Genomic DNA, 21,144 nt, shown 5'->3' on the forward strand with positions numbered 1-21,144 from the left:
ATTAAATAGATAGATTTCCTGCGGATTTGCTATATTTTTTCGAGGCAAAATACCGTAAATCCTATTGACAGGAGGAACCTTCATGAGTCAGAATAGGGAAAGATAAATACGATCGCACTTTTAGCACAGATCTTTAACCACAATGGCAGCCAACAAACTAAATTTGCTCGGATGGTTATTCATACTTGGCTGCCTCAATGCAGCGGCCGGCTCGGCTTCCGCGCAACCCATCACCCCCGCACCAGACGGCACGAATACAGTCGTGACACCCAACGGCAATCGCTACGACATTTCCGGGGGGTCATTGGGCGGTGACAAGGCTAACCTGTTTCACAGTTTTACTCAGTTTGGTCTCAGTTCCGGTCAAACGGCAAACTTTTTAACCAATCCCAACATTCAAAATATCTTAGGAAGAATTAACGGGGGAAATCCTTCTGTAATCAACGGCTTAATTCAAGTTACAGGTGGAAATTCCAACCTATTTTTGATGAATCCGTCGGGGATAATTTTCGGACAAAATGCCAGCCTCAACGTACCGGGTTCTTTTAACGCCACGGCGGCGACAGGTATCGGTTTTGGGAACAATCAGTGGTTTAGTGCGATCGGCAATAACAACTGGGCCAGCTTAATCGGGAAGCCAAACAGTTTTGCCTTTACCAGTCCGCAAGCAGGAAGCATTGTAAATGCCGGGAATTTGACGGTGGCACCCGGTCAAAGTTTAAGTTTGACGGGGGGGACGGTTGTGAATACCGGCCAGCTAAACGCGCCAGGAGGCGGTGTTCTGATTACGGCTGTACCCGGTCAAAATTTGGTGCGGATTTCTCAAGCTGGTAATTTATTGAGTTTGGATGTTCAACCAACAGCAACTGGGGGATCGCTGCCGAATAATTGGACGCAGCCAGTGTTATCTTTGCCGGAGTTGCTGACGGGTAAAGGGCAGGAACAAGCAACGAATTTGACGGTAAATCCGAATGGGGATGTGGTGCTGGGGAATTTGGCTGTGCCTGTTGTGGCGGGAACTGCGATCGCCAGTGGCAGTATCAACGTCTCTGGCAATACTGGGGGTAATGTTAACATTTTAGGCGATCGCGTAGGCGCGATCGCGGCTAACATCGATGCTTCGGGTATTAACGGCGGCGGGAATGTACTGATTGGCGGAGATTTTCAGGGTTTGGGGACTGTGCCGAATGCTGTGCGGACGTTTGTGAGTGCAGATTCGACAATTAATGTGGATGCGATTAGCAACGGTAATGGCGGGCGAGCGATCGTTTGGGCTGATGAAACTACTCGTTTTAATGGGAATATTACTGCCCGAGGTGGCTTGTTTTCTGGGAATGGCGGGTTTGTGGAGGTATCGGGAAAACAATCGCTGGATTTCGCTGGGTTGGTGGATTTGCGATCGACTGTCGGCAGTGCCGGAACCTTATTGTTAGATCCTACTAATATTACTATTAGCACAGCTCCGGATGCAGCCGGTGCATTCGGGGGAGGAGTGTTTACTCCCGGTATCGCTGCGCCTACGGCTACAATTAATAACGGGACGCTGCAAACGCAATTGGGTTTAGGTAATGTCACTATTTCTACTACATCTCTTGGTGCGAGTGCAGGGGATATTACAGTTAGCGCTCCGATTGCTTGGGCTAATAAAAATTCCCTGACTTTGAATGCCAGTAATAGCATATTTGTTAACAACAATATCACAACTCAGGGAGGCAATATCACCCTGAATGCTGATACCGACAATCTCGCCGGTGGTAATGTCACCATTACCAATGCGACGATTAATACAAATGGTGGCAATTTTACCGGTATTGGCCGCGGGAATACTGTCAATGGAAATGGGATTAATATTAATGGTGGTACGATTAATGCTGGTGGTGGGAATATTGACCTCACTGGTAGTAGTGCAGGAAACACGGCAATCAACGTCGGCCTTCAGGTATCTGGCGGAACCATTACACCTACTTTAGTAACTACTGGAACGGGAAAGATTACCCTTACTGGCACTAGCGGTACCAGCCTCAATAGTGACGGGATAATTTTGCGCGGGCCTACTATAAGTTCAGCCAATGGTGAGATTACACTGATTGGTAACGGCAGCGGATCTGGTAACGGCATTCTGATTTTGAGTAATGCCGTGGTGGAATCAACGGGGACGGGAAAAGTTGGCCTGACTGGTACGGGCGGCAATGGGATTAATGGCAGCAATAGAGGGATATCTATTGAGACAAATAGCAGCGTTAAATCATTCGATGGAGATATCAGTCTTATTGGAAAAGGTGGCAGCAGTGGAAGCAGTAATTACGGTATTGCGATCGACAACGCGGCCTTAGTGCAATCAACAGGCATTGGAAGTATTAGTTTCAGCGGTACCGGCGGTGCGGGCAAAAACAATAACTCCGGGATATTGATTAACGCCGCCAAAGTGCTATCAAACAATGGAAACATCAGTTTCGCAGGGACAGGTGGTGGCACTGGAATTGGTAACCACGGTATTCGCATGGAAAACCTGCCGTCGTCAGAGGTACCACTTCTAAATGGATCGTTAGTTGAATCAACTGGAAGCGGAAGTATTTCTTTCAACGGTACGGCTGGTGCGGGCACAGACAATAACAGCGGGATATCTGTTGCTAATTCTAACGTGCGATCGGCGAGTGGAAATATCGCCATGACTGGCACAGGTGCGGGGACTGGTATCAATAAAACAAATTATGGCATTATTGTTGAGGGTAATTCAGCAGTAGAATCGACGAAGGCAAGTATCGATCTGAATGGTAAGGCAGCAATCGGTTCGGCGGCAATTTATCTGAATAATGGAGCGCTCAAATCGACGGTGGGAAATGTTGCTCTGACTGGTAATGGGCCAAGCGGTACTAATGAAATTAACCTGAATAATAGCAACATCAACCTGACGGCGGGAACCGGTAATGATGTTACTTTGACCAGTGATGCAATTACGGTTTCACCCACGTCTCAAGTCAAAGGCAACGGTACTATTCTGTTGCAACCTCTGACTCCGAGTTTAGGTATTACTGTTGGCACTGCCGGTAATTCTGCTGATTTGAATCTCAGCACTACTGAACTCGCAGCTTTCAAGGGATTTTCCCAAATGATTGTCGGGCGGGCGGATGGCAGTGGGACGATCGCAATTGCTGACCCCAGTGCTGTTACTTTTGATTTTCCGGTTACATTTCGATCTCCCCAAACTAGCGCCACAACTAGCGGCACAATTGCAGTCAATGGCAACATTAAAGGTGTAAATAATGCTTCAATTAGTTTTGATGCTCCCACTACTAACTTAAATGCAAATATTGTCACCAACGAACAGAATATTACCTTTGGTGGTAAAGTGTCTCTCGTTCAGGGTTCTAATGTCACTCTCGATACTGGGTTAACGAAGGCAGGCGATATTAATTTTAAGGGAACTGTTGACGGCGATGGGAAGCTAACTTTGACTTCGGGAACAGGTATTATTAATCTTAACGGGGCTGTTGGGGGGACTGTGCCTTTGGGTTCCCTGACAATAGTCAATTCTCAGAATGTTACCAGTACCAGTCCGATCGCGATTACCACTACTGGCGATATTACTACAGGCAATATTACGAATCCCGGACGGGCGATCGCGCTTACGAGCAACAATGGTAACATTACGAGGAGTTCCACAGGGGCGATCGATACCAGTTCTACTACTGGAAGTGGCGGCCCGATTGCACTGAGTGGGAACAATATTACTCCTGGTAATCTTAACTCAAGTTCCACGGCGGGCGATGGTGGAAAAATTACCCTCACGGGTAAAACAGGCAACATTTTAGCAGATCCCGGAGTAGTTTGGAACTCTAGTTCTACGAACGGTGCGGGTGGCGATATCGCGATCGCCACACCCAATCTAGTTCGGATCAATATCATTGATGCTAGGGGATTGTCCGGTACGGGAAATATTAGCATTAGCGGTAATGACATGAGCTTTTCGGGAGGCCCAGATTCCGTACAGGGTAAGGGTACTTTGTCAATTGCGCCGTCTTCGCCTAATGTCGGAATTCGCTTCCAGGATGCACTTGCTGACGATCCGAAGGCGATCGATTTAGGAAAACAATTTTTCTCCTCCTTGGCTAATGGATTTAGTGGAATTGCGATCGGAACGAATAATACAACAGGCAATATCACGGTAGACAATTTGCCTGCTGTTTTCAAAGATCCTGTGACTTTCAATACTCAAGGCACAATTTTTGTAAATAAAGCTCAAGCAATTTCGGGAACTGATGATGCTTCAGTTACTCTCAACGCTACTACTAATAACCTGAAGGGAAATATTACCACCGCCGCTCAAGATATCACCATTAAGGGTAATGTCTTAGTCGGAGATAGCGTCTTGATCGGCAATGGAAATTCAGCAAGTGGCAAGATTCTGTTGAATGATAATATTGATGGCAGTGGCAATCTCACTTTAGAAACAGGTACGGTAAATATTGCGGTGAAAGGTGCTATAGGTAATACCGTACCCTTAGGAAATATTATTGTCAACAGTGGTGGTACGGCTACATTTAATGCTGTCACTGCTAGCAGTTTCACTACCAATGCTGGCGGCAAAACTGAATTAAATGGCAATGTGACTACCACCGGCGCTCAAACCTATGGAGATGCTGTCACGATTGCCAACAATCCAATTCTCGCAGGCACGGGCGTTACTTTCAACGATACTGTGAACGGTAGCAGCAATTTGACGGTGAATGGGGGTAGCGGTAATATTACATTTAGCGGTGCAGTTGGGACTATAAGTGCGATCGGCAATCTGACAGCTAACTCTACAGGTACAACCACATTTAATACTGTCAGTTCTGCCAGCGTCACTACCAATGCGGTTGGTACAACTATACTCAAGGGCAATGTCATTACAACTGGCCCTCAAACCTATGGAGATGCTGTCACAATTGCCAACAATCCGATTCTCTCAGGCAGCGCTGTGACTTTCAATAATAATGTTGACGGCACTGGCGATTTGACTGTGAATTCGGGTAGTGGCAATATTACATTCAGCGGTGCAGTTGGGGCTGCAAGTGCGATCGGCAATCTGAAAGCTAACTCTCAAGGAATAACTGCATTTAATCAAACAGTCAAGGCCGCGAGTTTGACTACAGATGCGGGTGGCACAACTCAAGTGAAGGGAAATGTCACTACAACTAACCCTCAAACCTATAACGATGCAGTCACGATTGCCAATAATCCGATTCTGTCAGGTAGCGAATTAACTTTTAACAATACTGTTGATGGTGGCAGCGATTTGACGGTGAAGGCGGCTAGCGGTAATGTTACCTTCACAAGTGCGATCGGCAAAACAACTCCTCTGACAAGTTTAACTGCCAACAGCAAAACATCTTTAGGTGGCAGTGTTACGACAACTGGCGGTCAAACTTATGCAGATGCAGTGACAATTGCCAACAATCCGATTCTCGCAGGCACCGATATTACTTTCAACAAGACTGTTGACGTAGCTGGCAATCTCGGTATTGCTGCTGACAATGTTAATCTCAAAGGAATTGTCACAACCACCAATGACGGGGCGCTCACAATTACCAATAAGGTTAATCTCAATATTGAGAAAAACCTGAATTTAGACGGTGCATTCAGTCAAAAAGGGGCGGGAACTGTTGCGGTTAGCGGCAATATCGCCACAACTAATGATAACATCAGTTTTCAAGGCCCGGTGACACTAAAAGCTCCTGTAAGTTTTACACCGGGAGATGCAACTATTGCTTTCGGTTCGACTTTAGCAGCAGGAAGTAACTCGCTGAATTTAACAGCAAGTGAAATTAATTTTTCCGATAAGGTTTCTGGTACGGCCTCGCTAGCGTTGCAACCGACAAAGGCAGGACAAAATATTGTGGTTGGTGGCACCGACAACACTACTCCCGCTTTAGATTTGACGGCATCAGAAATTAATTTGATTCAAAAGGGATTTAGCTCGATCGCGATCGGGAAATTGAATGGTAGTGGCAATATTACCATTCCTAACGATCTCACTTTTACCGCCCCAGTCACGATTCAAACGGGAACTGGTACGATCGCACTTAACGCCAATATTACCGGAAATGACAACAGCAGTATTGCTCTTAACAGCAATAATGTCAAACTCGGCAATGATGTCGCTCTCAGCAGTGCCGTCGGTAATGTTAGTATCGCAGGTGCGATCGATGGCGATCGGCGCTTGAACATCAATGCTACTAAAGGCAATGTGCTGCTGCAAGGAAATATCGGAAACACAACACCACTGACAGGTTTGAATGTTACTGCCTTAAATACTAAGTTGGGTGGCAATGTTACCACTAATAACAGCAATATCAATATTAACGGTTCTCTCGGGTTGACGAAAGATGCTGTATTCAAGACTGCTGGCGGGAATATTGGCTTTGGGGGTGCGATCGACAGTATAGATGGCGCCCGGAATCTAAATCTCGCAGCAGGTAGCGGCAGCATCACTTTCAATGGATCGGTGGGCGCAACCACAGCCCTAGGAAATCTGACAGCCAATGCTGCGGATGTTACAGCAAACTCGAATATTAACGCGCAAAGCTTGCAAGTAAATAGCACCGGAAATATCAATTTGTTGGGAAATGTCACTGCTTCAAACGGGCAAAATGGAGGGACAATCGAGCTTTCGAGCCCTACCGGAAAAGTGAATGCTAGAGATTTGAATACAGCGGGAAATACTGGCGGGAACATTACCGTTAAAGCTTTAAATTCAATTACGGCGGGAAAAATTACCTCCTTCGGTACAGCCGGAAATGGTGGCAATGTGTTCTTAGATCCGATCGGCGATCTTCAAGTAGAGTCAATTAATGCCCAAGGCGGTACGCGTGGCACTGGTGGCGATGTGTTTATTTCGACGGGGAATTTTTTCCGCGCTACAGGTGGTTTTTCCACCGCACTTTCGCCGACAGGATTTGCTAGTATTTCTACTGCGGGTGGCGCCGGTGGTGGCAAAATTACAATTGTGCACGCTGGTGGAGATCAAGGCCCACCGATTCAACCGTTTGTCGTGGGAGATACTACTATTAACGGTACGGCGGGTGCAATTACAACTGGACAATCTAGAATTACATCGCAGTCGTTTCCGCGTTCTAGTATTGTGGGTAATATTGTGTTGTTGACTGACGACGGCAAAGATCCAGCGCCAACAAATCGGCAGCCAATCCCGCCGACACCTGAAGTAATTCCGCCGACAAATGGGCCGACACCTGAAGTAATTCCGCCGACAAATGGGCCGACACCTGAAGTAATTCCGCCAACAAATGGGCCAAACACGGGCATCATTCCGCCGACAAATGGGCCGACACCTGAAGTAATTCCGCCAACAAATGGGCCAAACACTGGTATCATTCCGCCGATAAATGGGCCAAACACTGGTATCATTCCGCCGACAAATGGGCCGAACACTGGCATCATTCCGCCGACAAATGGGCCGAACACTGGTATCATTCCGCCGATAAATGGGCCAAACACTGGTATCATTCCGCCGACAAATGGGCCGAACACTGGTATCATTCCGCCGACAAATGGGCCAAACACTGGTATCATTCCGCCGACAAATGGGCCGAACACTGGTATCATTCCGCCGACAAATGGGCCGAACACTGGTATCATTCCGCCGACAAATGGGCCGAACACTGGTATCATTCCGCCAACAAATGGGCCAAACACTGGTATCATTCCGCCGACAAATGGGCCAAACACTGGTATCATTCCGCCGACAAATGGGCCGAACACTGGTATCATTCCGCCGACAAATGGGCTAATCTCGGAAAATATTCCGCCGACAAATGGGCAGATCGAGGGTCTTATTCCGCCGACAAATCGGTCAACAATTTCGTCGCCCATAACTGACATCATTCCGCCGACAAATCGATCGACAGTTTCGCCGACAACCGAAGGAATTGCGCCGACAAATCGATCGACAGTTTCGCCGACAACCGAAGGAATTGCGCCGACAAATCGCTCGACAGTTTCGCCGACAACCGAAGGAATTGCGCCGACAAATCGATCGACAGTTTCGCCGACAACCGAAGGAATTGCGCCGACAAATCGATCGAGTGTTTCGCCGACAACCGAAGGAATTGCGCCGACAAATCGATCGACAGTTTCGCCGACAACAACAGAAGCAGCAGTACCTGCGATCGATTCTAACCCATTGTCGATCGCACGTGGCAGCACAGTAGGAACAGCAGCATCAGCATCGTCCGCACCCGCAGCTACACCCACACCGGCAGCTACACCCTCAACCCCCGAAACAGAAGACTTGCAGCCCCGGAGTATTCCACGCCTAAACAGTTCCGGTGTTGTTAACGATCGCATTTTAAGACTTGATTCTAGTATCATCAGTAACTTGCCCTCGGGCGAATCACAGCCAACACAAAGCAGCAACGAATCAGCGCCAGCAGCCAACTCTAATTCTCGTTTAGCGCTGGGATATGTCTCGTCTCCCGATCGACTTTTTGAAACTAACGACATCCAGAAAATAGTCTGGGGAGTCGAAGGACTGAGGAATCAAGAATTTGCATCATACCTGGGGATAAAAAGCAACCTCCCAGACGAACAACTCTTGGTTCCGACATTCCAAGAAACATTAAGAAATATCGAACAGCAAACCGGCAAGCGGTCTGGTATTATCTACATGGTCTCGCGAGTCGATCGACTGGAACTAATTTTAATTCCTCCCGTAGGGCGATCGATTCACTACAGCGTTCCGGAAGCCAACAGAGCAGCTCTTTTCCCGGTTGTCAAAGAGTTGCGGGATGAAATCACCACTCCCGCCAAACGCAATACTACCAGTTATCTACCCTCCGCCCAGCAACTGTATAAATGGGCGATCGCACCTCTAGAAAAAGACTTAGAAAGGTTAGGAATTAAGACTTTATTGCTGTCAGTAGATCCGGGATTGCGGAGTGTACCTTTTGCCGCTTTGCACGACGGTAAAGGCTTCTTGATTCAAAAATACAATTTCAGCCTAATTCCGAGTTTTAGTGCCACTAACACTAATTACAAATCGGTTAATAGCACCAGAGTGCTAGCAATGGGACGATCGGAATTTGTGGACAAAAAGCCATTACCCAGCGTCCCCCTAGAATTGCAGATGATTTCTGGTAAGTTGCAGGGGCCATTTTTCCTCAATTCAGCTTTCACCTTAGATACACTCAACTCCGAACACGCCAAGGGAGAATTTCGGATTGTTCACCTAGCAACCCATGCGGAATTCCAACCAGGAAAAGCGAGTAATTCCTACATTCAACTCTGGAATTCTAAATTGCGACTCAATGATATGGGAAGTTTAAATTGGCGCAATCCGCAGGTAGACTTGTTAGTATTGAGTGCTTGTACAACTGCTTTGGGCGATCGCGAATCAGAGTTAGGTTTTGGAGGTTTAGCGGTCAAATCCGGCGCTGCATCTGCCCTAGGGAGTTTGTGGTATGTTGACGATGGAGGCACTTTGGGACTGATGAGCGAATTTTACTACCAACTTCGAGGAGGCACAACTAAGGCAGAAACCCTGCAACTTGCTCAACAAGCAATGATTGCTCGTCAAGTTGGAATTAAAAACCAACAGTTAGTGACAACAGGAGGGAAGTTGAATTTACCAGCTAATATCAAACAAAGAAACCAAGATTTTTCTCATCCTTACTACTGGAGTAGTTTCACCCTGATCGGCAGTCCTTGGTAAGCTACCATATGCAAGATTCCGAACTTACCTAACTGACCAAAAAATTGGGATACAAGCCCCGTCCTTCTAGGACGGCTTTTCTTGATTTCTAATATATTCCTTTAAGACTTCTAGAGGCGCGCCCCCTACAGAAACCGCAAAATAGCTAGGACTCCATAAAGCTTCTTTGTGAGGTTTTTTGTATCCAGCCTGTCCGTAGCGACGGCTAGAAACTCCTTTCAAAGCATTCACTATTTGAGAGATAGAAAGTTTAGGCGGATACTCAATCAGCGCATGAATGTGATTACCTTCACCATTAAACTCCAGAACCTGAAAATTCATTTTTTCAGCAACCTCTCGAAACGTTTTTTCAATCAAATCAAGACTTTCGCCCGTAAATACAGGCCGACGGTACTTTGTCACGCAGACCAAGTGCATTTTAAGTTCTGTAACAGAATGCCGTTCTCGGCGGTAAGTAAATAGTTGTCATTGCCTGTAGACCAATATATAATCAAATAATAGACCAATTTTAACACAACCCGTGAAAGCAAAATTTCGTTACAGATTTTACCCAACCGACCAACAACAGCAGAGCCTAGCTCGGTTGTTTGGCTGCGTCCGGGTAGTCTGGAACGATGCGCTCGCACTTTGCAAACAGTCAGACAAAAAACCAAGTTCGGCAGATTTGCAAAAAATCGTCATAACTGGGGCTAAAAATACTGAAGAAAGGGCTTGGCTGGGAGACGTGTCGTGCGTCCCGCTGCAACAATCAGTTGCCGACCTGGATATTGCTTTTAAGAACTTTTTCAACTCCTGCAAGGGAAAGAGAAAAGGTCGTAAAGTCGGATATCCTAAGTTCAAAAAAAGAACCAGCAGTCAATCGGCGCGTTTTAGAGTTGGAGGATTTTCAATCAAAGGTGATGGAGTTTATCTAGCCAAGATTGGAATTGTCAATCCGATTTGGTCGAGGGCGTTACCATCTGAACCTAGTTCCGTCACGGTAATCAAGGATTGTGCAAATCGTTATTTGCTGAGCTTTGTAATAGAAATTCAACCCATTTCATCTGAGGCTAAAAACCCCAGCATCGGAATCGATTTAGGAATCAAAACCTTTGCGGTGATGAGCAACGGCGAGAAAGCCGAAAGCCCTAGCTATAAAAAACTAGACCGCAAAGTTCGCAAATTGCAACGCAAGTTAGCCCGTCAGCCCAAAGATTCCAAGAGAAGGAATGTAACTCGCATTAGAATCGCCAAGCTGCACAATAAAATTGCCGATACTCGCAAAGATTTCTTACACAAGTTTTCAACCAAAGTAATCAACGAAAACCAAGTGATTGTTTTGGAAGATTTAAATGTGTCTGGCATGGTAAAGAATCGCAAACTCTCAAGAGCAATTAGCCAACAAGGATGGTATGAATTCCGAACTTTGTGCGAGGCTAAATCAGAGAAGTTTGGCAGAGAGTTCAAGGTCATCAGTCGATGGGAACCTACCAGTCAGGTTTGTTCAGACTGCGGTTTTAAGTGGGGGCAAATCGATTTGTCTATTCGCTCAGTGCTTTGTTTGAATTGCGGTACTGAGCAAGATAGAGATGAAAACGCCGCTAAGAATATTGAGAAAGTCGGGATGGGGAATCGCCACGACTCTAAACGGGCGCAGAGGGACTGTCAGACTACTTCGGTAGCTTTTCCCCGATGAAGCGTCAAGAATCACCGTTGCTTCAGCACGGTGAGTATTTCAAATGAGGAACTTTGAGGAGTAAGACTAAGGATAGATAAATACATCGCACTTTTAGCACAAATCTTTAAACACAATGGCAGCCAACAAACTACATTTGCTCGGATGGTTATTCATAGTTGGCTGGCTCAATGCAGCGGCTGGTTCCGCTTCCGCGCAACCCATTACCCCCGCAGCAGACGGCACGAACACCGTCGTGACACCCAATGGCGATCGCTACGACATTTCCGGGGGGTCATTGGGCGGAGATAAAGCTAACCTGTTTCACAGTTTTACTCAGTTTGGTCTCAGTTCCGGTCAAACGGCAAACTTTTTAACCAATCCCAACATTCAAAATATTTTAGGAAGAATTAACGGGGGAAATCCTTCTCTAATCAACGGCTTAATTCAAGTGACAGGTGGCAATTCTAACCTGTTTTTGATGAATCCGTCGGGGATAATTTTTGGGCAGAATGCCCTGCTCAACGTACCTGGTTCTTTTAACGCCACGGCGGCCACAGGTATCGGTTTTGGGAACAATCAGTGGTTTAGTGCGATCGGCAATAACAACTGGGCAAGCTTAATCGGGAATCCGAACAGTTTCGCATTTACCAGTCCGCAAGCAGGAAGCATTGTAAATGCAGGGAATTTGACGGTGGCGCCCGGTCAAAGTTTAAGTTTAATCGGTGGTACGGTAGTCAATACCGGTCAGTTAACTGCGCCGTCTGGCAATATTACCGTGATGGCCGTACCCGGTCAAAATTTGGTACGGATCGCTCAAACCGGAAATTTGCTGAGTCTGGAAATTCAGCCGACAGCTAGCCAAAGTTCCTTGCCGAATAATTTCGCGCAGCCAGTGCTATCTTTGCCGCAGTTGCTGACTGGAAAAAGCCAGGAACAAGCAACGAATTTGACGGTAAATGCCAATGGGGATGTGGTGCTGGCGGGGAATGTGGCTGTGCCTGTTGTGCCTGGAACTGCGATCGCCAGTGGCAGTATCAACGTCTCGGGCAATACTGGGGGTAATGTTAGCATATTGGGCGATCGTGTAGGTGCGATCGCGGCTAACATCGATGCTTCGGGTATTAACGGCGGTGGGAATGTACTGATTGGGGGAGATTTTCAGGGTTTGGGGACTGTACCGAATGCTTTGCGGACATTTGTGAGTGCAGATTCGACGATTAATGTGGATGCGATTAGCAACGGGAATGGCGGGCGAGCGATCGTTTGGGCTGATGAAACTACTCGGTTTAATGGCAATATTACTGCCCGAGGTGGCTTGTTGTCGGGGAATGGCGGGTTTGTGGAGGTGTCGGGAAAACAATTTTTAGACTTCCGAGGCAATGTTAATACTCTGGCTGCTAACGGTAATCCTGGATTATTGTTGCTCGATCCCACAAATATTACGATTCAAAATGGCGCGGGAACTTTTACTGCACTAACTCAGGTAGATCAATTTGCCGATCCTGACATTGGGGGAAATACGATTGATGCTGCTCTAATTAATAGTGCTGCGACTAATGTGATTTTGCAAGCTACCAATGATATTACTTTTAATGCTCCGGTCAATATAGCTACTCCGGGAGTTGGATTGACGGCTTTAGCTAATAACAACATTGATGTCAAGGCTAATATTACAACTAAAGCAGGTAACGTTACTCTGAATGCTGATGCCGACAATCTCAATGGTGGTAGTCTCACCATTGGCAATGTGACGATCAATACAAATGGTGGGAATTTTACAGGTATTGGTCGCGCGAATGTTGCCACTACACCAGGAATTAATGTTGGTGGAAAAATCAATGCTAATGGTGGAAACATTGACCTCAATGGTAGTGCAGGAAACACAGCAAACAACACTGGTCTTGAGATATTTACTGGCACGTTAACAACAACTGGAACAGGAAAAATTACCCTCAATGGGACTAGCGGTAGTAGTCTCAATAGTGACGGGATAGTTTTGCGTAGCTCTACGATAACTTCAGTCGATGGTGATATTACTTTCACTGGTATTGGCAGCGGATCTGCTAAATACGGCATCCGGTTAGTGAATAACGACTTGGTGGAATCAACGGGGACGGGAAAAGTCAACCTGACGGGTACGGGTGGTAATGGGATAGGTAGCACTGGAGGGATATTTATTGCTAACAATGGCTTACCAGTTCGATCGAAGGTTCTATCGAAGGATGGAGATATTACCCTGACTGGAACAGGTTCGGGGAGCGGGGATAACAACACGGGCATTGCGATTTTAGGGTTGGTGGAATCCACAGGCATTGGGAAAGTGACTCTAAACGGTGTTGCCAGTGATGGGAATGGGAATAACAATAATGAAGGGATATTGATTTCTTTTCCTGCTCAAGTTCGATCGACGAACACTGGGGATATCACGTTTACTGGAACAGGCAAGGGAAGCGGGGATAACAACACCGGCATTCTGATTCAAGGGTTGGTGGAATCCACAGGCACCGGGAAAGTGACTCTAAACGGTGTTGGCGGTGATGGGAAGGGGAATAATAATCAAGGGATAAATATTGATGTTCCGGCTCAAGTTGGATCGACCAAAAGTGGGGATATCACGTTTACTGGAACAGGTAAGGGAAGCGGGAAGGACAACATCGGCATTGCAATTTTAGGGTTGGTGGAATCCAAAGGCACCGGCGGAAATGTTACTTTGACAGGCGATCGAATTCAACTGTTAGCCCCATCTGAAGTCAAGGGTGCTGGTACAATTCGGTTGCAACCTCTGACGCCGAGTTTAGGTATTACTGTTGGCGGCACCGATCTCGATGATCCTAATGTTTTGCAGCTCAGGAATGCTGAACTTGCACGGTTCAAGGGGTTTAATGAAATGGTAATCGGACGGGCTGACGGGAAGGGGACGATCGCCATTAACCCCGCTGGTGTTACTTTCCCTTACTCGACAACTTTGCAATCTCCAAGCGGAGGCGCGATCGCAGTCAATGGCCCAATTACTACTCAAGACAAGAGTATCTCGTTTGTCGGCAAAGTTTCCCTCGGTAATGATGTCACTCTCAACACTAAAAACCTCAGCGGTGGGAATATTACCTTTGGCGGCACTGTTGACGGCAACAATAAATTAAATATTACTGCTGGAACTGGTACTGTCAATTTTAACGGGCCTGTCGGTGACACTAATCCCTTGGCTGCACTTGGGGTAAATCCAGAAGCCAATATTACCAGCACTGGCGCTATAAGTATCAAAACAACTGGCGATATTGCCACGGCCAATATTACTACTAAGAATCCCGGAGGGGCGATCGCGCTTACGAGCAATAAGGGCAATATTACAACATCAGGATCAGTTAACACGAGTGCTTCGGGGGGAGATATCACTCTGAAAGCTTCTAAGAATGTTAATGTGGCTCAAATAAATTCCGGCACGGGAAATATTTCGTTAATTGGGAAAGAAGCTAACTTTGGTGGGGCTGCTAATTCTGTTCAAGGTACGGGTACTTTTTCTCTGCAACCGTTTGATGCAAGCGGTAATATTCAGTTCATAAATGGATTAGCTAATCCTGTCGATCCGAATACTATTTATGTGGGACAGCAGTTTCAAGATGCCCTGCAAGATGGATTTAAGTCGATCGCGATCGGCAGAACAGACGGCACTGGTACAATTACCTTTGACAGACCTCACAGTTTCCAAGATCCGGTGACTGTTAAATCTCCCGGCGGTGCGATCGTTATCAATCAACCACTCACCGGAAAAGATAATGCCTCGATCGTTTTTGACGGCAAGACAACACTCAACGCAGGCGTTAGCACCATCAAGCAAGATATCACTTTCCAAAGTCCTGTACTCGTCCAAGATAATGCTTCTGTCAACACAGGTGCAGGTGCAAATATTCTGTTCAACAACACCGTCAAGGGCGCACTGACAGGAACCAAAGACCTAAGTTTAACGGCAGGTACGGGAAATATTATATTCACCGGTGCAGTTGGGGATAAAAGTGCGATCGGCAATCTTAAAGTTAACTCTCAAGGAACAATTCTATTCAATGAAACAGTCAATGCTGCAAGTTTGACTACAGATACTGGCGGTACAACTATACTCAATGGTAATGTGACAACCACCGGCAGTCAAACCTATCAAAATACAGTTACAATCACCAAAATAAATCCAACTCTCACAGCAGGTAACGGTATTACTTTCAAGAATATTGTTAACCTTAGTAACAGTGGCAGCGATTTTACTGTGGATGGGGGTACTGGTGATGTTACGTTCAGTAGTGCAGTTGGAAATCTAAGTGCGATCGGCAATCTTAAAGTTAACTCTCAAGGAATAACTGCATTTAATAAAACAGTCAATGCCGCAAGTTTGATTACAGATGGTGGTGGCACAACTACACTCAATGGCGATGTCACTACCACCGGCCCTCAAACCTATGGAGATGCTGTCACGACTGCCAAGAATCTCACTCTCTCAGGCACAGGCATTACTTTCAATAATACTGTTAAGTCTAATAACATCAGCGATTTGACTGTGGATGGGACTACTGGTGATGTTACATTTAAGGATGCAGTTGGGGATAAAAGTGCGATCGGCAATTTAACAACTCTATCTAAAGGAACAACTGCATTTAATAAAACAGTCAATGCCGCAAGTTTGACTGCTGGTGGTGGCGGCACAACTCAACTGAAGGGAGATGTCACGACAACCGGCTCTCAAACCTACACAGATGCAGTTACAATCGCCAACAATCCGATTCTCAAAGCAGGTAGCGACGTTACTTTCAACAATACAGTTGACGGTAGCGGGGATTTGAAAGTCAATGCGGGTAGTGGTAATATTACATTCAACGGTGCAGTTGGAAGTCCAAAGGATCTCGGCAATTTAACAACTAACTCTACAGGAACAACCGCATTTAATCAAACGATCAATGCAGCGAGTTTGACTACAGATGCAGGCGGGAAAACTCAGGTAAAGGGAAATGTCACGACAACCGGCAATCAAACTTACGGAGATGCAGTGACATTAAATGCTGCTGTAACTTTTACACTAGGAAATGCAACTATTGCTTTCGATTCGAGTTTGTCGGCAGGAAGTAACCCGCTGACTTTAAAAGCAGGTGAAATTAATTTTGCTGGGCCAGTTTCTGGTACTGGTGCGCTCACACTGCAACCGGCAACAGCAGGACAAAATATTGTGGTTGGAGGAACTGATAACACTACTCCCGCTTTAGATTTGACTCCATCGGAAATTAAGTTGATTCAAAAGGGATTTAGCTCGATCGCGATCGGGCGATCGGATGGCACCGGTAATATTACTATTCCTAGCGATCGCACTTTTTCCGATCCAGTCACGATTCAAACGGGAACTGGTACGATCGCACTTAACGCCAATATTACCGGCAAAGACAACAGCAGTCTTACTCTTAACGGCAAAGTCCAACTCGGCAGTGATGCCATTCTCAGTAGTGACACAGGTAATGTTAGTGTCGCAGGTGCGATCGATGGATCTCGGCGCTTGAACATCAATGCTACTAAAGGTAATGTGCTGCTGCAAGGAGATATCGGAAAAACAACGCCACTGACAGGTTTGAATGTGACTGCCTTAAATACTAAATTGGGTGGCAATGTTACCACGAATAACGGCAATATCAATATTGATGGTGCGATCGGGCTGACGAATGATGCTGTATTGAGCACGGCTGGGGGGAATATTGCGTTTGGAAGTGCGATCGACAGTATAGATGCGGCCCGGAACCTAACTCTGGACTCTGGTAGTGGCAGCATCACTTTCAATGGATCGGTGGGCGCCAGCAGCAAATTAGGAAATATTCTGATTAAAAATGCTGGCGATGTCACAGCCAATTCGACAATTAATGCAGCACAAGTGACAGCACAAAACACGAAAACATTCAACTTATTGGGAGATGTAACCGCAGGCAAAGTTAATATTACTTCCAACGGCGATATCACGGTTAAAAATATTACTACTAATGGTGGAGAAATTTTCTTCAAAAGCGGTAACGTTTTCACAGCAGGTAATTTGAATACATCGGGAAGTACGAGCGAGAATATCAACGTTAATATTACTGCCACTGGCGATATCAGCGTTAAAAACGTTACTACTAATGGTGGAGAAATTTTCTTCAAAAGCGGTAACGTTTTCACAGCAGGTAATTTGAATACATCGGGAAGTACGGGCGGGAATATCACTGTTGATGCGAAAATTTCAATTACAGCAGGACAAATTAACTCCAGCGGTACAGCCGGAAATGGTGGCAATGTGCTCTTAGATCCGATCGGCGATATTCAAGTCGGTTTCATCAATGCCCAAGGCGGTACTAACGGCAAGGGCGGCAATGTTACAGCCGTCGCGGGAAATTTTTTCCGAGCTACAGGCTCTTTCCCAACAACTTTTTCGCCGACAGGATTTGCTAGTATTTCCACTGCTGGTGGCACCGGTGGAGGAAATATTTCAATTGCCCACACTGGAGGAGATGGAGGGGGAGTGATTCAACCGTTTGTCGTGGGAAATGCAACTATAAATGGTACGGCGGCTGCAATTACAACTGGGCCATCTAGCATTACATCGCAGTCGTTTCCTCGTACAGCTAGTGGTGTGCCTAGTATTGTATTTCCTACTGATGATGGGATCGATCCAACTCCAACTCCAACTCCGATTCCGACTCCAAATCCAACTCCCACTCCGATCGCAACTCCAACTCCAAATCCAACTCCCACTCCGATCGCAACTCCAACTCCAAATCCAACTCCCACTCCGATCGCAACTCCAACTCCAAATCCAACTCCCACTCCGGTTGTGGTTCAAACTCCGAGTCCAACTCCCACTCCGATCGCAATTCAAACTCCGAGTCCAACTCCCACTCCGATCGCAATTCAAACTCCGAGTCCAACTCCCACTCAGTCCAACTCCCACTCCGATTGTGGTTCCGACTCCGATTGTGGTTCCGACTCCGATCGCAATTCCGACTCCGATTGTGGTTCCGACTCCGATCGCAATTCCAACTCCCATAGCAATTCCAACTCCCATAGCAATTCCAACTCCCATAGCAATTCCAACTCCCATAGCAATTCCAACTCCCATAGCAATTCCAACTCCGATCGCGCCTATCGCCACACCAGCAGCATCCGCCACGCCCGCACCTATCGCCTCAACCTCCGATCCAGAAGACGTTCCAAGTCGCCGTCGAATTCCACCGTTAGACACTCCCGGCCCTGCTGCGGGTCAAATTTTAACACTGGATTCAAGTATCACCAGTAAGTTACCCCCCAGCCAATCGCCAGTAGTGCCCCGCCGCGAAACACCGCCAGCAGTCAACCCTACTCCTAATTTAGTGCTGGGATATGTTCCGCCTCCCGATCGACTTTTTGAAGGTAACGACATAGAAAAAACAGTCTGGGGAATCGAACAAATTAGGAATCAAGAATTTGGAGAATACCTAGGCGTCAAAGCCAACCTTCCCAACCAAAAAGTGATGATGGCGCAATTCCAACAAACATTAAGAAATATCGAACAGGAAACTCACAAGCGGTCTGGTATTATCTATATAATCTCGCGAGTCGATCGACTGGAACTAATTTTAGTTCCTCCCGTAGGGCGGCCGATTCACTACAATGTCCCGGAAGCTAACAGAAAAGCTCTTGAACCCGTTGTCAAGGAGTTTCGCGAACACATCACCAATCCCGCAAAAATCGGTACTAGCAGTTATCTTCCCTCCGCCCAGCAACTGTATCAATGGGCGATCGCACCTCTAGAAAAAGACTTGCAAAACTTAGGAATTGACACCTTGTTGCTGTCAGTCGATCCCGGATTGCGGAGTGTGCCATTTGCCGCTTTGCACGACGGTAAAGGCTTCTTGATTCAAAAATACAGTTTCAGCCTAATTCCGAGTTTTAGCTTGACTAATCGCGAATATAAGACAGTTAGAGACGCCACAGTGCTAGCAATGGGACGGTCAGAATTTGTCGATAACAAGCCTTTGCCCAGTGTGCCGATCGAATTAGAAGCGATTTCTGCCCAGTGGCGCGGGCAATCTTTCCTCAATTCGAGTTTCACTATAGACAATCTCAACTCGCAACACGCCAACAAAGGATTTCGGATTGTTCACCTAGCAACCCATGCTAACTTCACCTCGGGACAACCGAGCAATTCTTACATTCAACTCTGGAATTACAAATTGCAGCTCAATGACATGGAGAGTTTAAATTGGCGCAATCCGCAGGTAGACTTGTTAGTGTTGAGTGCTTGTAGAACTGCTTTGGGCGATCGGGAAGCAGAGTTAGGTTTTGGAGGTTTAGCGGTCAAATCCGGCGCCAAATCTGCCTTAGGGAGTTTGTGGTATGTTGATGACGGAGGCACTTTGGGACTAATGAGCGAATTTTACCACCAGCTTCGAGGAGGCAAAACTAAGGCAGAAACTCTGCAACTTACTCAACAGGCGATGATTGCTCGTCAAGTTCGGATTGAAAATCGGCAATTATTGACAACAGCGGGCAACTTAAATTTACCGAATAACATACAACAACAAACCCAAGATTTTTCTCATCCTTACTACTGGAGCAGTTTCACCCTCATCGGAAATCCTTGGTAAGAAAAGTTGGCAGTTGACAGTTGACAGTTGACAGTTGACAGTTGGCAGAAGGAAGAATTCAAGGGTAGGGTGCGTCAGGAAAGGTAATTTTCAATCATCACCCCTAATCTAATTCTGACGCACCATTTATGCTTGGCATCGGCATCATATTTTCGGCAAAGCTAATCAAAAATTCTCTCAAACTAGCAAAGGAAGAAGGAAGAAAGAACAATTCAAGGGTAGGGTGCGTCAGGAAAGGTAATTTTTAATTATCACCCCTCATCTCATTCTGACGCACCATTTATTGGAAGTATCTCAGTTTTGCATTTAATAGTGCGAGCGTCCCCGCTCGCGAGCGATGCAAGACTCGCGAGCGGGGACGCTCGCACTACAATAAAAAATGCGTTTTGAAAAAATGAGATCCTCCCTCATTTATGCTTGGCATCGGCATCATATTTTTAGGATGGCAAAGCTAGTCAAAAATTATCTAAAATCAGCAGAAGCTCTGGGCCCAAGCTGTCTCGGATTTGGTGCCGCAGTTCCGTAATTGACGCGACAACCGATGTTTAACAAACTAGAACTGCATTCGAGAGGGACAATTTGCTGGTCGAGGAGGGCGCTGCAACTGACATACTCGTCGTTATTAGTATCTCTTACCATACATTCGATCGCCCTAGCGCCCGATCGAGCCGCCCAACTGTTCATACCTACAACTGCAATCATGTGCTGCCAGAAAAACGACAACACTAAGACTCCCAATAGTACAGCCACTCCCAATCCTGCTTTCACCTTCCAACTGCTCAGGATGTTTCCCACGCTACTTTTTACGTTTTCAGTCCAAGAAATAGAGCTTTCGGAACTTGTTTCTGGAGCCGACAAATTTGTTTGTGTTTGTTCTGGGGTTTCCGACATCACGTATCTCCTCTGATTGCTGGAACTTTGTTCGGTTGGCAGTTACGCGCGATCGCAAATCCCAACTATATCAAATTTTAGCAAAACTAGCCTGTGCCGACAACCGATTCGGGCGCCCAGGCGAGAGAAGTATGTATATTGACGAAGTGCGAGCGCAATTTCTATGCCTTTTGAGGTATTGCGTAATTTGCGATCGGCTATTTTGCGCCTGCCGCAAAACAGGTTCGTAGTGAGGACTTCAGTCCTTATCAAAATCAGAGGAATGA

The 21,144-nt window shown here is 46.4% G+C and carries 5 protein-coding genes and 1 pseudogene; 4 read left to right on the forward strand and 2 right to left on the reverse strand.

The window, feature by feature from the left end; all coding sequences use genetic code 11:
- Window positions 1–142: 142 nt before the first annotated feature.
- A complete protein-coding gene (locus JGK16_RS12140; RefSeq protein ID WP_293190620.1) occupies window positions 143–9,709 on the forward strand; it encodes a CHAT domain-containing protein in 9,567 nt (3,188 codons plus the stop codon).
- Between the two features lie 66 nt (window positions 9,710–9,775).
- Here JGK16_RS12140 and tnpA read toward each other — a convergent pair.
- Window positions 9,776–10,159: pseudogene (gene tnpA, locus JGK16_RS12145) on the reverse strand (IS200/IS605 family transposase); the annotation flags it as partial.
- A 70-nt stretch (window positions 10,160–10,229) separates the two neighbouring features.
- Between tnpA and JGK16_RS12150 the strand changes: the two are divergent.
- The 3 genes from JGK16_RS12150 (at window position 10,230) to JGK16_RS12160 (ending at window position 19,987) form a co-directional block, all read left to right on the forward strand.
- Window positions 10,230–11,384, forward strand: a complete 1,155-nt coding sequence (locus tag JGK16_RS12150; RefSeq protein ID WP_293190622.1) for a transposase — start codon at window positions 10,230–10,232, stop codon at window positions 11,382–11,384.
- A 115-nt stretch (window positions 11,385–11,499) separates the two neighbouring features.
- Window positions 11,500–18,657, forward strand: coding sequence for a filamentous hemagglutinin N-terminal domain-containing protein (locus tag JGK16_RS12155; protein WP_293190624.1), 7,158 nt, complete (start codon window positions 11,500–11,502; stop codon window positions 18,655–18,657).
- Window positions 18,658–18,682: 25 nt separating this feature from the next.
- On the forward strand, window positions 18,683–19,987 hold the full coding sequence (locus tag JGK16_RS12160) for a CHAT domain-containing protein (protein ID WP_293190626.1): 1,305 nt from the start codon (window positions 18,683–18,685) through the stop codon (window positions 19,985–19,987).
- Between the two features lie 462 nt (window positions 19,988–20,449).
- Here JGK16_RS12160 and JGK16_RS12165 read toward each other — a convergent pair whose 3' ends face one another.
- The gene (locus JGK16_RS12165) at window positions 20,450–20,878 is read right to left on the reverse strand and encodes a hypothetical protein (RefSeq protein WP_293190627.1); all 429 of its coding nucleotides are present in this window, start codon (window positions 20,876–20,878) and stop codon (window positions 20,450–20,452) included.
- Window positions 20,879–21,144: the final 266 nt, after the last annotated feature.

The organism is Microcoleus sp. PH2017_09_SFU_O_A (assembly GCF_020738625.1).
In the GTDB taxonomy this organism is placed as follows: domain Bacteria; phylum Cyanobacteriota; class Cyanobacteriia; order Cyanobacteriales; family Microcoleaceae; genus Microcoleus.

Coding starts and splice junctions, on each gene's coding strand:
- JGK16_RS12140 (WP_293190620.1), top strand. CDS start 143: ATGGCAGCCAACAAACTAAATTTGCTCGGATGGTTATTCATACTTGGC.
- JGK16_RS12155 (WP_293190624.1), top strand. CDS start 11,500: ATGGCAGCCAACAAACTACATTTGCTCGGATGGTTATTCATAGTTGGC.
- JGK16_RS12165 (WP_293190627.1), bottom strand. CDS start 20,878: ATGTCGGAAACCCCAGAACAAACACAAACAAATTTGTCGGCTCCAGAA.